This is a genomic window from Glutamicibacter sp. AGC46 (assembly GCF_053543715.1).
The window spans coordinates 542,492-557,220 of record NZ_JBLVOJ010000024.1; the positions used below are offsets into that span (position 1 = coordinate 542,492).

The following is a 14,729-nucleotide window of genomic DNA, read 5'->3' on the forward strand; positions in this document are numbered from 1 at the left end:
TTAATCGTTGATTCCTAGCGAGCAGACGATCCGGATAGGGTCCGTATCGATGGTTTTGATGACGAGTTTTTCTTCTTCATGCAGCTGGTGCAGGATGAGTTTGAGGTCTTCGTCAGAGACTCGGTTCCGCATCGCGGCACGAAGTTTGAGCTCTGCAAATTTCTGCAGCGGCCGCTCATGCAATGCGTCCAGAGCGTCTTCGATTCCGCTCATATACAGTGTTCCAGCGAATCGTTCCCAAATGCGTTTACGGACACCCTTGAGGTTCCCCACCGCGACGCTTTCACTTGATAGCGGTCCTCGGACCAGGTGTTCGAGACGTTCAAAGTGATCCTCACGGATCTGCGCGGTCGGTGTTTCGGGCTCCGCTTGGAATAGCTTGAATGCCTCGTAAGGAGTGATCAGGCGTTCCCGTTCGCGTAGCCCGTCTCCGCCGCCTCTTGAGACTGCAAAGGCGTCAATGCCCGAGGTGGTATTGACGTAGCAAATCACTGACCCTTCAGTCTCATGAACATACTGGTCGCGAGTAGAATGGAGCATGTCTGGCATGGCCATCACCCGACGAGTAACCTCCGGGTATTTCTCCACGGCCTGCGACCATACGAGCCATGCTTCACTCACAGCATCAGCTTCGTCGTCTTCAGCTCCTTCATCCAGAAGATTCCCGTTATAGAGGTTGTCCAGAACACTGATTTCCTTGGCAGTCCCGAAGAACTGCTCATCCGAACCGAAGGCTTGAGCCGAGTTCTCCAGGCGTTGCTTGATGCGGTGCCGCAAGCTGATCTGGTCTTCGACTTTCTCGTGCGAAATCATATACACATAAACGGTATCGGACTGTTGACCTACACGGTCCACACGACCGGCGCGCTGGATCAGCCGAATGATCGCCCACGGGAGATCGTAATTGACCACGATGTGCGCGTCTTGCAGGTTCTGGCCTTCAGAAAGAACATCCGTAGCCACTAGAACATCGATCGGATTCTCGATCTCATGAATCGTGTCGGTGCCCGGAAGCTTATTGGATCCTGGGGAAAATCGTCGGGCAACCGCTCCCGGGTTCTCAGTATCGCCGGTGGCAACACCGACTCGTTCAATGCCAGCTTCGGCCAGAGCCCGGGCAATATACTCTGCGGTGTCCTTGTACTCGGTGAAGATCAGGACCTTTTCACCCTCATGTTCCTGCCGCAGCAAATCAACCAGGGCATTGATCTTGGAGTCCTTAGACGAATCCCACGTTCCGTAGCGTTTCAACAGTGAGGTCAAGGTGGTATTGTCCCGCAGCAGATCGGCACGCAGCGCATCGGTAAAGATGGTGGTATTCAGCCACCGGGTAGAAGCCGGAAGATGCTCTTTCAGGTGCTGGTATCGGGATTCTTCGGTGCCATGCATCCCGTCGGCATCCTCAATGTCCTCGTCGGTAGACCCGAGCTGTTTCTCGGTGAAGGTTCCCAGAGGGATCGGCAGTTGCTGCTCGATGGCATACAAGAACAAGCTGTTACGAGCGCGTTGGCGTTGCAGGGACTCGATGAACGAATATCCCGAGGAGGAAAGACGCTTGAACAATCCGGTCCTCACGAACCCTGCGACATTACCGCGTCCAGCCTTGATATCTTCCAGGATGCTCTTGTCTTCGGGGGTGTGGCGTTTCTTCGGTGAATCGTAGGCTGCCAAAGTGTATCGGGGCAGGCACAATGATTTGATCGCATCGAGGGTTTCATCGTCCTCCATCAGCTTGGCCGGGTCATCCCCGTCGAAGTCATGGCTGATCGGCTTGGAAATTCGTTGTGGGAAAAAGAACGGTTTTCCGTCGGAAAATTGGAGGAACTCCCGTTCAATGATGGTTCCATCGTCTTGCCGGACGGATTGCTTTTGCGCGGTGCGTTTGATGAAAGATCGAGTGCGGCGCACCAAATGTTCGCTCATCAACCGTTTCCAGTCTTCGGCATGTTCTGAATGGCGGAACGCTTCAAGAGTATTTGTCTTGCCATCCACCTTGTCCGCCAGGCCTGGATCTAACGCCAGGGCGTGGGTGGGAGTGATGCCGAGGTCATCGTCATCATCCAAATACAGGCTAATTTGGTTTGCTACGTCTTCAAAGGCAAGGTTGTATGGGGTTGCTGTCAGCAACAGCACCTTGGAGTCGTTGTCCCGCACGTAAGTGTGGATCGCATCGTAGTCTTTGCGGGTATTCTTGCGCAGGTTATGCGACTCATCGCAAATGATTAGGTTGAAACGCTTAAGTTCTGGAAGGATCTTCGCTGCCATCGAGTACGGGACCACGCGTCCATTGATATCGTAAGCGTCCAGGTGCTCCTGCCACATCTTCTCCAGATTTTTAGGACAAAGAACCAAAGTCGAGTAATCCTCGGCATTTTGCAACATCATCGCGGTCGCAACAGCCGTAAGCGTCTTGCCCAGACCAACAACATCACCAAGCATCGTTCCCCCACGCCGCACAATACGCCGCGCCAAAACTCGCACCGCGCTTTCCTGATATCCCAGCAATAGTTTCTGCATCGAGGGAGGCAACACATACCCGTAACCGTCCCGGACATCCTGGGAAATCGAGTGGCACACTTTCAAGAACACTTCAAAGGGGGTGGGCTGTTCCTCATTAGCCCATGACTCTTCGATCAGCTCAATGATGTCCTCGGTGATCGACAAAGACAGATGGTCATCCCAGTGGGTGCTGAACCAATCGGCAAGCTTGAGTGCGGCATCCTGCTCCAACACGTCCACATTCAATTCAAGATTGCGATAGAGACCCGCCGAGGTAAGGTTCGAGGATCCCAAATATCCCATGACCGGCAAGGCGTAATGCCCAGGATTCCGGAGAATATAGGTCTTGCCATGCAAAGGCGCACGCGTAAAGACTTTCATCTGCACCTGCCCAGCTTGCAACTGCCGCTTTAGAGCCCTCAGCGCCTCTTGCCCTTGCTTCGTGGACAAGCCGCGCATGAGCTGTTCACGCAGGTGATGCACCAGCTGGTGCTGTTTTTTCCGGGCTGATTCAAAATCAGCGATGCCAGCGTTAGGATCTGGAGCCATCACTTGCTGTTGCAGATCTTCCAACATTCCCTCGGCGGCCGAGGGCATCACCATTCCAACTAGAATACGAGCAACCGGCAAGCTATTCGATGCCGCAGGGATGGGCTTTGCATCGACTAAGTCAGAAAAGGCTCCCCACCCGCGCAGATCGATATATCCCGTGGCAATATCAATACTTTGATGTTCAGGAAATACTGTGCTAAGGCTTCCACCGAGAGTATTTCCGTCGGTGTTATCAAAAATTGTTGGCATGTATTCCCCATTATCTTGGTTTTATTCCTCATACATATCACCACGGAGCATAAATCCAAAGTCAATAAATGAATTAGTCGACCATGTCAGACCATGCGGCGATCGAGCATCCGCCATCCCACTCCCAGGACAGTTCGCTCAACGGCGGTAGCAATATCTTGGATTGGGCTTCCCGCCTCAAAATAGCTGACAATTATCGCGAGTTCATCGTCGGTATAGGATTTCCCGTTCCGCGGGGCGTTTTCAAGATCGTTGAGTTCACCCTGAAAACCGAAAAGCTCCCTGACTAAGTGCATGGCAACCTGTTTCTGATCAATCCGCATCGTTCGGGCAATCTGGAAGATCGGTTTCCCCGTACGATAAAGCTCTACAGCCCGGGTCGATTCAGAGATGGACCATACTCGTTCGGATGCTTCAAACGGAAAGCTGAGCTTCTTGCTGGATAGGTTTTGCGTGGTTCGCATGTGAACCACCGGCTCAGAAGCTGGATGGGTACGCCGAGAAGTATCCGATCCGTTTCGAGTCATCGCCGCAGAACTTGCCGAAGTTTCAGCCAATGGTTCGTCTTCTAGCGAACTCTGCCTTGCGGACAGAGGTTCCCCCGTGGTGTCATTAGGTTCTGGTGGGGCGGGACTTTGTGCATCCGGCAGGTAGGATTCTCTGGGACTGCCCACCAGTGGGGTATCAGTACATGAATTCGACATAGGCGGTTTGTCGTTTTCTTGTCCTGTCGTATCCGCACCAAGTTCTTCCGTACTGAGCGGGTTCTTGGCATCACGCCTGAACATTTGTAACCCAATGCCAGCGAACAGCAGGAGCACGCATAAGAGCAAGACCCAGGCTCGGGGGTCTCGAAAAAACTCAATGACATGTGAGAACAATTCCGGAAGAACCTTTCAGATAAGGCAGGAGGCAGCCCGTCGATTTCGAGAATGTTTTTGCTCAGGAACCTGCCGGGATCATACCTTGGCTAATCGCGTAAGAAATGCCTAGATCCATTTGGAACTCCGAGCCCTTGCTCTTTATCTTCCGTCCGAATTGCTCAAGCACTTTTTGCCGGAGCTGCTCTGCGCTCATTTGTCCCTGGCTTTGAATCACAGCAGCCGCCGCGTTCGCGATCTCAACCGGACAAATGTCCTCAAATCGACGTTGCGCCTCGGTGCTCGTGCGGTGAATCAGCCATTTGGTAACATCGATTCCCTCAGACCAGACGAATCCGTGTTGATCGACCGCCACGGCTGCATGGGTTACCTGGTTGAGGATGCGTTTCTTGCGTGCTGCGGAGACACGAGTGAACCCAAAACCATACCCAACCAGTTTCGCCAACCGGTCTTTGTGGATTGGACCTTCGCTTTCCACCACATCTTCAATTAAGCTGCGAACCATCTCTTTCACCCGCGCCGGGCGCAACGAATCCAGATCCTCTTGCTCACCAACCACAGCGACGTTCCAAGGCTCCCAAGGCACGGCCCCCGTCAAGGTAGCGTTCCCCGCCGGTTGAGTCTCCGACGTTCCACGCCCGCCGGCGTCCTTTTTAGAGACAACCGAATTCTCAGAAGTTTCTTCAGCGGATGAACGATCAGTCGGGCTTTCAACCAACTCAGAGACCAAGGAATTCCTCAAAACCGTCGCTTGGTCCGCACGATCTTGATTGCCGATATGCGCTAACACAGTCCGCACCGTATCTACGGCATTCAAGGCATCAAAGGTTCCGAACTCGTCGTTGTGGGCCCATCGTCTGCGTACGATCCGTAATACCGAGCCGTAAGAACTCAACGTCCTGTTCTTATCTCCCGCATCAAAGGGATAGCCCAGATTCCCCAGCCGTTCCGTCAACATGCGTAGTTGAAGCGCCACATCGGTACGACTATAGGTCCACCCCTCTTTGCCCTTCAAGCTATCCAGCTCACTGAGCACCGACGGCCATTCCAACGGACCCAATATCGGCTGCAATTTTGCGGTAATAAACTCATTCAAGCCTGAGCTCAATAGATTCATCGCCTGCTGCACATGGACGTTAGACATGTTCCCCCAATTCACTCGTATCTTCAATGAATCAATCTACCCTGAGCACACCCCCAGATATACGCATCAGCTGATGGATTTGACCTTTAGAGCTGATTATCCGTGATGCAACTGGCTATCTGCACGGGAATCGGCGCAACCCCGGAGCTGAGGGTCGAGGAGCAATCCTGAAAGGAAGAAGAAACTGACTGTAATGACAATTGCGCAGCATCCCTGCACGGTCGCACTCCCCACCAACTTTGAGACCCGGTCACTCGGCTTCGAGAGCAGTAACGAAGAAGTCTGGGATCACTGCTTCGATCTTGCTCTCAAGAGTCCTCAATGTCGTTTCTGACCAACCGTTGTAGCTAGTGACGTAGCACATGGCGTTGTAGAAGGCTGCTAACCCTACACGAACGTCCTTCTCAACCGACTCGATGGTTACGCGAACGTTCGCAACATTGTAACCAGTCGTCTCATCCTTGGTCCACGCTCGCATGTCCCGCGTCGTATAGAGCGTCGGGTGGGTCAGATTCGAAAGAATCCCATAAAGACCCGAAGCCCCAGTTTTATCAATCGTGCCTCCGAAGCTGGCAGTGAGCTCATACATCAACTTCACGGACTCTTCAAGGCCCGGCAATACTTGACCGCGAAGTGTCTTCTTACCCGATTCCTCTAGGCAAGAGCCATCAAAACGGGTTGCAATGTCTGTCTTGACCTTCTTGTAGGCATCCACCGTGCGGGCATAGGTGTCGCCGCTCTTGCCGTGAAGCCGGCCGGCGTTCTTCTTGGCTTCCTCGGCGCTTATTAACTCCTCGAGGTAGGCGCGAGCAAGACGGTTCTCTGGAGCCTCCGCTGGGTCGTTGCCTATCAACCACACCACGTGTGCACAATTCTCGATAACAGCACGCAAGAGCAATGGCGGAGTAGAAACGACCTCTGCAGCTCGCAGCAGAGCAGCCCAACTACCCAAATGTGCGGCGGCATTAAAGAGAAAAATCTGGATGACCTCTGTGACGAGACGGTGGCCGGTTTCACCACTCGGCTTGTCGATTACCGGATCAGGCGATGGAAGGTACGTCGCGGCTTGGGCCGCTCCAGATCCTGCCGCCGGTACCCAGCAGAATTTATTAGCGGTTTCATGGAAGGCCTCTCGACAAGCCGACACAGTCTGCGCCAACTCATCAAGTCGGTTGCCGTACGTGGACGGCATTGTCTGCCAGTAGTTCATAATTGAGCCTTTCAAATGAATCGACATTGGTCTAAAGCAAAGGTTTAAAAGCCAAGAAGGCCCGTGCGCGCCACGTTGAAAATCATGTCACGGTGGCTGCAACAACATGAAAATAGAGTGGCAAAGACCGGGCTTTCTGTCGGTGGAGAATGAGATCCAGTATTCGATTATGCTCGAGGGCAGACTCCGACTAGAAAGTTGTGGCCAGTTCGCGACTATCCCGCTGTGAAACTAGGATGCCTGATTGGTCAATGAGAATTTAATTAGGCGAATACCTGTTTGACAAGGGCCTGTTACTCGCCATTGACCAGCAAATGATCAATTGCCACGGTGATGCACCTGAAATCATCGTATTCCTCGGAAGTAGCGTTGTTAATCACTTCGCCCCCGCCAGGAACCCACCCATTAATAAGATCCAGGTCTTTCTGATGAGAGGCAACTAATTCCGTCCTTATGACGGGACCATGTCTATGCCTTACTCGACGCTCAGATCACGCACAATTGCCTACCGGCTGTTATCGGACGCCCCGATCTGGGTTTCCGAAGATCCCAGGTTCCACATTATTTTGCCCTCAAGAGCGGGTACCGGGCCAAAGAATCACTATTCCAGCAGGTTCGTACGGTCCCTAGCTCCAAAATTACCGCGATTAGCTCGACCTCCTCGCACTCAGCGCTCGTGGCCAGCACACGCTCGTGGCCAGCACAATGGTTGACATGGACTACGACAACCCGCTGATCTTCAAGGACGTCGACGCATGGCGCGCTTGGCTGGATGAAAACGAAGAAACCAGCGATGGCGTGTGGCTGCTCGTAGCCAAGAAGGGCACCACCGGGCAAACGTCATTGCCGGTTGCCGACGCGCTGCAGGAAGCATTATGCAGCGGCTGGATCGATGGCCAGCGGCGCAGCAACGACGAGAAGACGTTCCTGCAACGCTACACCTCCCGGCGCAAAGCCTCAGTCTGGTCCGAGAAGAATACCCAGTTCGTCCAGGAACTGATCGCCCAGGGCAGGATGCGCCCGCGTGGGCAGGCTGAGATCGACAAGGCCAAAGCCGATGGACGGTGGGACCGGGCCTACCAAGGGCAAGCGACATCCCAAGTCCCCGAGGACCTGCAGCGCGCGCTGGATGCTGCGCCGGCGGCCAAGGCGGCATTTGAGGCATTGAAGTCCCAGCCGCGCTATCACATCCTGCACCAACTGATGATCGCCAAGACGGAGAAAACCAGAGCTGCTCGCATTACGCGTTTCATCGCCCAGTTGAACGAGGAAGCTGGATAATCCGGTAGCTTGTGAATACCATTTCCGCTAGTCAATAACGGGAAATCTTCCACTGGGACTGCGCTCCCCCGAACATGTCGCGCTGCTGTAGACTCCGGAATGACGTCGGGTAATCGGCGCCTGGGACGTGGCGGTTCCGGTACTGCCGAAGGGAGAAATTCATGCAGCTTGAAAACAAGGTTGTCATTGTCACCGGTGGCGCATCCGGCATCGGCCGAGCGATCTCGCGAGTCCTGGCTCGCCGCGGCGCAAAGGTCGTCGCCGTGGATTTGAATGCCGAGGCTGGCGCCGCGCTGGCAGAAGAACTCGGCGACTCGGTGATCTTCATCGAAGGCGATGTCAGCAAGCAGGAAACCGCAGATGCAGCAGTCTCCGCGGCCGTGGAGAACTTCGGCGGACTGAACGGCCTCGTCAATAACGCCCATGCTTCGCGCCAGGCACCGTTCACCGATCTGGACCAGGCTGCCTGGGATCTGTCCTTCAACACCGGCTTCGTAGCAACCCGCCAGTTCATGCTCGCCGCCTACCCACATCTAAAGGACAATGGCGGCTCTATTGTGAACTTCGGCTCCGGCTCGGCCATGGTCGGCCAGCCGACCCAGGCCGCCTACGCTTCGGCCAAGGAAGCCATCCGCGGCCTGTCCCGCGTGACCGCCAACGAATGGGCCGCCGACTACATCCGCCTCAACGTGGTCTCCCCCATGGCGCTGACCGACGGCGTTAAGGCCTGGAGCGAGGCCTTCCCGGACCTGTACAACCAGTCGCTGGCCAAGGTGCCGCTGGGCCGCTTCGGCGATCCGGAAGCCGACGTCGCACCGGTGGTTGCTTTCCTGCTCTCGGATGACGCCAAGTACGTCACTGGCCAGACCCTCATGGCAGATGGCGGCGCCAACAAGCTCTACTAGTCTCCGGAGCTCTTTCCTGCACTCCAAGTCCGGGATATTGCCCCGGGCTCTGGATTGCTTTAGCGCCCTCCGACTAACGCTTTCGCGCCCGCATCCCCATGTGCACGATGTCGATTATTGACTACTCTCGGTGGGGTCGCCAATGGCTCTGACTGACAGGGTCAAAGCCTGGAGCCAGGCTTTCCCAGAACTGTACGAGCAGTCGCTGGCCAAGTTCCTGCTAACTGTAGTTCCCCGGGACATTGTGAACACTAGAGAATGAAGAAAACCTCCGGCAGGATGCGGGTTACCGCATTCACCATCGTGCACGGGGGTCTTCATGTCCCACGGAGCTACAGCGCCTAGCCTCGCCACTATGAGCATCGTCGACCCCACACTAGGATCAATGCATATACTCAGTCAGATCGGGTTCACAACCCCACGGGGAACTGCGTCTAGACCAGTGCGGCCTGCAGTTCCTTGGCTGCCTGAGCCGGGGCGGCGGCGGAGTAGATGGCACCGCCAGCCACGGCGACCTGCGCACCGGACTTCTGGACGTTGGCGATCGTGCTGATGCTGACGCCTCCAGCCACCGAGAACGGCACCTGGGATGCCGTGCCAGCGCTCAGCAGCACATCCAGGTCGTAGCCCGGCTGCGCCTGCTCATCCAGGCCAGCATGGAATTCGACGAACTGGACGCCCAGCGCAGCAACTTCGCGGGCCCGGGCTGGCTTGTCAGCGATGCCGATCAGATCCACGACGATGCCCTTGCCGCGCTCGGTGGCGGCCTTGACCGCGCCGGCGATCGTGGAATTATCGGCGGCCCCGAGGATGGAGACCAGATCCGCGCCAGCGGCGAAGGCGATATCCGCTTCCAGTTCCCCGGCGTCCATGGTCTTCATGTCCGCGAAGACGGTCTTGTCCGGGTGGGCCTGCTTGATGGCGGTGATTACCGACAGCCCCTCGGCCTTGATCAGCGGGGTGCCCAGCTCGATGATGTCCACATACGGGGCGACTTTTCCAGCCAGTTCAAGGGCTTCGGCGGTGCTGAGCAGATCGATGGCAACTTGGATTTTCATGATGTTCCCTTTCAGGGGTTATTGGTGGTGGGTTGATTTTGGCGCCAAAGCGCCGGTCTACTCCAGGTTCGCGTGGCGCTGCCACAGCTGCTGGGCGGTGGCATCATCCGCGTTCCAGAGCGTGTGGAACACGATTTCGGTGATCAGGAACAGCGCCTGCTCGAAGAGGCTGCCGGAGTATTGGCGGGTAATGGACGATCCGTGGTCCGTTTTCCCGGCGGCCGGGACTTCCACGAGAACGGGGGCGGCCGACCCGATGGGGCTGGATGGATCGGTGGTGATGGCCGCGATCCGGGCGCCGGCCCGCTGGGCGGTGCGGACGCTCTGGACCACGCCCGCGGTGGTTCCGGATCCGGAGGCCACGAGCAGCAGGTCCCCCTCGGCGATGGCCGGCGTGGTGGCATCCCCGGCGACGTGCACGGCCAGGCCCAGATGCATCAGGCGCATCGCCGCCATGCGCAAGGCCAGCCCGCTGCGCCCGGCACCGGCGACGAACACCCTCGGTGCCGCGCGCAGCTGCGCTGCGAGCTCGATGACCTGCCACGGCTTCACGCCCCGCACGGTTGCCTCGATCTCCGAATGGACCAGGTCCAAGGTGTCCAGCACGTCCTGCTGGGATATCGCTTCGGTGAGGGGTTCGGCCATGGTGTTCATGCCATTCCTTTCGACAGCGCCTCCCGGCGGACCGGATCGGCTTTGATGGGCATGAGTCAATCCTCCGGCCAGAAAGGGGTGGCCGCTACGCCATTTACAGGCAGTTGAACCTATCCTTTCGGATAGTGGCTGCTCCCCCGAGCTGCGATACACTCGCCTTCATGAGCATTCTGGACTCCTCTTTCGTCCCTGGCCTGCAAGCTGCCGAGCCGGCACCAGGGGTGCTCGAATCGATCGCGCTGCTGGCCACGGCTGCGCTGCCGCAGATCGCCGTTCGCCTGCGTGATGCCCTGGCTCCGGAAATCCGTTGTGCGGCCCTGGCCATTTTCACCGAGGAGTGCACCGATAGGCCCAGGAAGCTCGCCGGCGACCGGCGCATCACGGATCTGGCGGGCATTGCGGAACTGGATCGGATCCGCGGTTCCCATCCCGGCGAGAACCGCTGGAGCGAGCGTGCCGAGATCGGCGGTGCTCCGCGGGAAATCCTTGCCCTGCGCTACCCGCCCAGCAATGCGCTGCTGGTGCTGATCGAGCCCCGCCCCGCCGGTGGCCAGCCCGAGATGATCGGATACCTGTGGAATCTGGCAGCCAACCGGATCCGCGAGAAGGTGGCCGATGCCCCTCCGTCCTATCTGCGCGAATCGCGCGCGGTCTCGGCAGAGCGTGTCCGGGTCACCGGCGAGCTGGTGGAACAGTATGCGACGAGCCTCGATATCCTGCTGGCGACCTTGCGTTCGACGCAATTGGACGATGCGGCCGCGCGCGTTGCCGCCATCGACCTTGCGGCCAAGACCCTGGTCGGGCTAAAGACCGTGGATGACCGCACCAATAGCATCGTGGAGGAACCGGTCGCTTCGGCTTTCACCCGCTTGCGCGATGACCTGCGCCCGTTGACCACTTTGAGCGGCGTGGACCTGCAATTCGTCGAGCCGCCCAAGAACGGCAGGGCGCTGCCCGGCGAGGTGGCCCATGCCGCCCGGGCCATCGTGCGCGGCCTGGCCTCGGCGATGATGGAGCAGGAGGACATCCAGCGGATCCGGGTGCAGTGGAACTGCGACGGCGAGAATTTGCTGATCAATGGCCGCGACGATGCACGCGGCGGCATCGATCCATCCGCGGCGGCCTTGGACCGCCTCGTGCGGCGTGTGGAGGCGCTGAACGGGCTGATCGAAATCGAGGTCATGGGCGGATGGGGCACGGAGGTCGCGGTGCGGCTCCCGCTGGATGCCCCGCCGTCGGCCGTGGCGGAAATCGCCGAATGGAGCCTGGGCGGCCGGGAATTCGAGGTCCTGCAGCTCCTGGCAGCGGGGCAGCGCAACCGGGCTATTTCGCAGGCGCTGGGGATCAGCGAGAACACGGTGAAATTCCACGTGCGCAATCTCTTCAAGAAGATGGGCGTCAGCTCCCGCGCCCAAGCTGTCGCGCTGGCGCACAGCCATGGGGTGGCCAGCTCCACATAGCCTGCCGGCATTGACGCTGAGCTTGGCGATGACCAGGACTGCGGGCCTAAACTGGTGCTGGGAAAATGCAGCGGTCGAGCCCTCATCGCTTCGGCCCGCCGACGGCTGACCGCGCTCTTCGCCATGAACCGTGACGGGTCATTTCATGATGTCCCGGAGCAGGAAAATGCTCCACGGGCTCCGGCCACGACCCGCCGTTCTTCGGGCAAGCAATGGCAGGCATTATCCCGACGGCGAATCCAAGCTCTAGCAACTATGGGCAACGAGGTGCAGGATAGGTTCCATGGATCCACAAGATGCTTTGATTCTTCCTGATGTCACCGCTTGGCGCGCTTGGCTCGACGAACACGAAGAAACCAGCGATGGCGTTTGGCTGGTAGTGGCAAAGAAGGGAACGACTTCCCCCACCGCGCTCGCTGTCGCACAAGCATTGCCAGAGGCGCTTTGCAGCGGATGGATCGATGCCATCCGCCGCAAACGCGACGAGACGACCTTCCTCCAGCGCTACACTCCCCGCCGGAAGAACTCTGTCTGGTCCCAGAAGAACACTGAATTCGCCCAGGAATTAATTGATCAAGGACGCATGCGGCCACGGGGCTTCGCGGAAATCCAGAAGGCCAAGGAAGACGGACGGTGGGAGCGTGCCTACCAGGGCCAGGCCACCGCCCAGGTCCCTACGGATCTGCAAGAAGCGCTGGATCGCTCGGCCGTGGCGGCCAAGAACTTTGCGGCCTTGAAATCCCAACCGCGCTATCACATCCTGCATCAGCTGATGATTGCCCGAACGGAGAAAACGAGGACTGCCCGCTTGGCACGGTTCGTTGCAGAACTTGAGCAGGATACAGATGGCTGATCCTAGGACCGGTAGATCAATACGCGGGCGGCGCTACTGTGCGCTAGCTCTCGGAACGGTAAATCGCTTCGGTGATCATTGCTCCAGCTTGCAGAATCGCTGCCGCAAGAATGACTAGCGCGGCCGCAGTGGCCCCTCCAAGAATCAGCATGACTACTCCGACAAGGCCCAAGGTCCAGGCAATGAACATTGCCCCTGTAGTCATTCCCAGTCCGGCCTGTCGAGTTTTCTTCACGCTCTGAGTCATATCGCCAGTTTAGACGCAGGGCTGAGCTCTGGGGAAAATGGTTTCAAGAACTGATCATTTCCTCGAGGGCCTTGGTACCGTGGAATTCAATGCCCGGGCAACCCCGGCAATATCTCATCTCACGATTGGATTCATGGTTTGCGTGTATTAGTTCCGTGGCAGCGCTTGGTCGACAGCATGCAGATTCCCGGGGTTGAAACCATCTTGTGGAATATCAATGATGGCGAGCCTCCAGCAGCTGATGTGCTCGTTACCGAGCGGCCGCTGGATCCTGCGCATCGCTCGCGAGTCAGCAGAATCCCGGGGCTCAAGCACGTGCATCTGCTATCACTCGGATACGAGTGGGTGCTGGAGCACCTCCCCGGCGAAGCAGTCTTGTCGAATTCCCGCGGCGCGGTGGAAGACTCCACCGCTGAGCACTGCCTCGCCCTGGTACTAGCCGCATTGCGCGAGCTCCCTGCGGCCATGGCCTCGCAGAAAGAGCAGGAGTGGCCTCGCTTGTGGACTTCCTCGCTTTTCGGCTCCAATGTCGTGGTGTTCGGAGTGGGCGGCGTGGGCACAGCCACTATTGAACGGCTCAAGGCCTTCAAACCAGCCAGAATCACCGGAGTCGCCAGTTCCCCGCGGGTATTGGATGATGGCACCAATGTCGTCGCCCTGCGCGATGCAGCTGAGCTCCTGCCTGATGCAGATGTCGTCATCTGCACTCTGCCGCATACACCCCAGACCCAAGGCCTAATTGATGCAGGATTCCTCCAGCGCATGCGCGACGGCGCACTGCTGGTGAATGTCGGCCGCGGCCCTATTGTGAACACCGCAGATCTGCTCGACGAGCTGCGCTCGGGACGCCTGCGCGCGGCTTTGGATGTGACCGATCCCGAGCCGTTGCCCACGGGCCATCCGTTGTGGACCGCGCCGAACTGCATCATTACGCCGCATATGGCTGGTGATACCTCAGAATTCATGCGGTTGGTGTCGGATTTGGCGACGCAGCAAGTTCAGCTGCTATCCACCGGTTCGGCACCGCACAACATTGTTCGCCGCAACCTTGGCTAGGCCCTGCTTGCCGCCAAGGAATGCTCGACAATTTCATGAACCTTGTCGACGGTAACCGGAGCCAGGGTAACGCCGAGGGGTCCATGCCCCGCGGCTACTGTCAGGTTCTCGTATTTTCGTTGCCCAATGATCGGCACGCCGCTTGCAGTCATCGGCCGGGCCCCTTGCCAACGGCTTAGTTCCGGCAGCTGCCTAAGCTCTGGCAGCAATGCTTCCGCGCCCTGGCGCAGGGCTGAAATATCCGAATCAGCTGGCACTGCATTGCTCATGCCGCCAAAACGCATTCCGCCCGTAATTCGCACACGTCCAGGCATTGGACTGATGACCACATGATCTTGCATCCCCATCAAGGCACGGCTAACCAAGCGGTCCTGATCTTCCAGCGTCACCGACCAGCCGTATCCAGGCTCAACTGGCACACTGACTCCCAAGGCCTTGCCGGTTTCACAGCTGGAGGCCCCCGTTGCCAAAACAACGTGTCGCGCCGAGACCCTCCCGGAATCAGTGATCAAGGTGTGCAGGTTGGATCCGGTAGCTTCGTGGTCGATGACCTGACCGGCCTAGCATCTTCAAGGGCACTGGGATGTCCTGGCAAGATCTGGTGGTTGCTGTCGGCGTTCACGAGCACTTCACCAACTAGGCGACAGCGAAGAGGAATCCCGTACCGTTGGGGCGTTGCG

Annotated in this window: 13 protein-coding genes; 5 read left to right on the top strand and 8 right to left on the bottom strand. The window is 57.8% G+C overall.

Annotated features, from left to right (window positions below):
- The 4 genes from ACNPM8_RS14490 to ACNPM8_RS14505 all read right to left on the bottom strand — a co-directional run bounded on the left by ACNPM8_RS14490 (position 1) and on the right by ACNPM8_RS14505 (position 6,562).
- A complete protein-coding gene (locus ACNPM8_RS14490) occupies positions 1-3,300 on the bottom strand; it encodes a helicase-related protein (protein ID WP_448940076.1) in 3,300 nt (1,099 codons plus the stop codon).
- Between the two features lie 86 nt (positions 3,301-3,386).
- On the bottom strand, positions 3,387-4,121 hold the full coding sequence (locus tag ACNPM8_RS14495; RefSeq protein ID WP_448940077.1) for a hypothetical protein: 735 nt from the start codon (positions 4,119-4,121) through the stop codon (positions 3,387-3,389).
- Between the two features lie 121 nt (positions 4,122-4,242).
- On the bottom strand, positions 4,243-5,325 hold the full coding sequence (locus ACNPM8_RS14500) for a DUF3320 domain-containing protein (protein ID WP_448940078.1): 1,083 nt from the start codon (positions 5,323-5,325) through the stop codon (positions 4,243-4,245).
- 250 nt (positions 5,326-5,575) lie between these two features.
- Complete coding sequence (locus tag ACNPM8_RS14505; protein WP_448940079.1) at positions 5,576-6,562, bottom strand: hypothetical protein; 987 nt, start codon at positions 6,560-6,562, stop codon at positions 5,576-5,578.
- Between the two features lie 687 nt (positions 6,563-7,249).
- On the opposite strand from ACNPM8_RS14505, the gene ACNPM8_RS14510 reads away from it, so the two are divergent.
- Positions 7,250-7,816: a YdeI/OmpD-associated family protein gene (locus tag ACNPM8_RS14510; RefSeq protein WP_448940080.1), complete on the top strand. Its 567-nt coding sequence runs from the start codon at positions 7,250-7,252 to the stop codon at positions 7,814-7,816.
- Between the two features lie 161 nt (positions 7,817-7,977).
- On the top strand, positions 7,978-8,721 hold the full coding sequence (locus tag ACNPM8_RS14515) for an SDR family NAD(P)-dependent oxidoreductase (protein WP_448940081.1): 744 nt from the start codon (positions 7,978-7,980) through the stop codon (positions 8,719-8,721).
- A 434-nt stretch (positions 8,722-9,155) separates the two neighbouring features.
- On the opposite strand, the gene hxlA is transcribed toward ACNPM8_RS14515, so the two are convergent.
- Both hxlA and hxlB read right to left on the bottom strand, forming a co-directional pair.
- A complete protein-coding gene (hxlA, locus tag ACNPM8_RS14520; RefSeq protein ID WP_448940082.1) occupies positions 9,156-9,779 on the bottom strand; it encodes a 3-hexulose-6-phosphate synthase in 624 nt (207 codons plus the stop codon).
- A 57-nt stretch (positions 9,780-9,836) separates the two neighbouring features.
- On the bottom strand, positions 9,837-10,433 hold the full coding sequence (gene hxlB / locus ACNPM8_RS14525) for a 6-phospho-3-hexuloisomerase (protein WP_448940083.1): 597 nt from the start codon (positions 10,431-10,433) through the stop codon (positions 9,837-9,839).
- A gap of 161 nt (positions 10,434-10,594) precedes the next feature.
- On the opposite strand from hxlB, the gene ACNPM8_RS14530 reads away from it, so the two are divergent.
- Both ACNPM8_RS14530 and ACNPM8_RS14535 read left to right on the top strand, forming a co-directional pair.
- Positions 10,595-11,893: a LuxR C-terminal-related transcriptional regulator gene (locus ACNPM8_RS14530; RefSeq protein ID WP_448940084.1), complete on the top strand. Its 1,299-nt coding sequence runs from the start codon at positions 10,595-10,597 to the stop codon at positions 11,891-11,893.
- A gap of 283 nt (positions 11,894-12,176) precedes the next feature.
- Positions 12,177-12,746: a YdeI/OmpD-associated family protein gene (locus tag ACNPM8_RS14535; RefSeq protein WP_448940085.1), complete on the top strand. Its 570-nt coding sequence runs from the start codon at positions 12,177-12,179 to the stop codon at positions 12,744-12,746.
- Between the two features lie 43 nt (positions 12,747-12,789).
- Here the strand turns inward: ACNPM8_RS14535 and ACNPM8_RS14540 are convergent, their stop codons facing one another.
- Positions 12,790-12,993, bottom strand: coding sequence for a hypothetical protein (locus ACNPM8_RS14540; protein ID WP_146112263.1), 204 nt, complete (start codon positions 12,991-12,993; stop codon positions 12,790-12,792).
- Between the two features lie 138 nt (positions 12,994-13,131).
- On the opposite strand from ACNPM8_RS14540, the gene ACNPM8_RS14545 reads away from it, so the two are divergent.
- Positions 13,132-14,049 carry an NAD(P)-dependent oxidoreductase gene (locus tag ACNPM8_RS14545; RefSeq protein ID WP_448940086.1) on the top strand — a complete coding sequence of 306 codons (918 nt, stop codon included), beginning with the start codon at positions 13,132-13,134 and terminating at the stop codon, positions 14,047-14,049.
- Here ACNPM8_RS14545 and ACNPM8_RS14550 read toward each other — a convergent pair.
- Positions 14,046-14,597, bottom strand: coding sequence for an FAD-dependent oxidoreductase (locus ACNPM8_RS14550; protein WP_434692166.1), 552 nt, complete (start codon positions 14,595-14,597; stop codon positions 14,046-14,048). The two genes, ACNPM8_RS14545 and ACNPM8_RS14550, sit on opposite strands and share 4 nt — an antisense overlap.
- Positions 14,598-14,729: the final 132 nt, after the last annotated feature.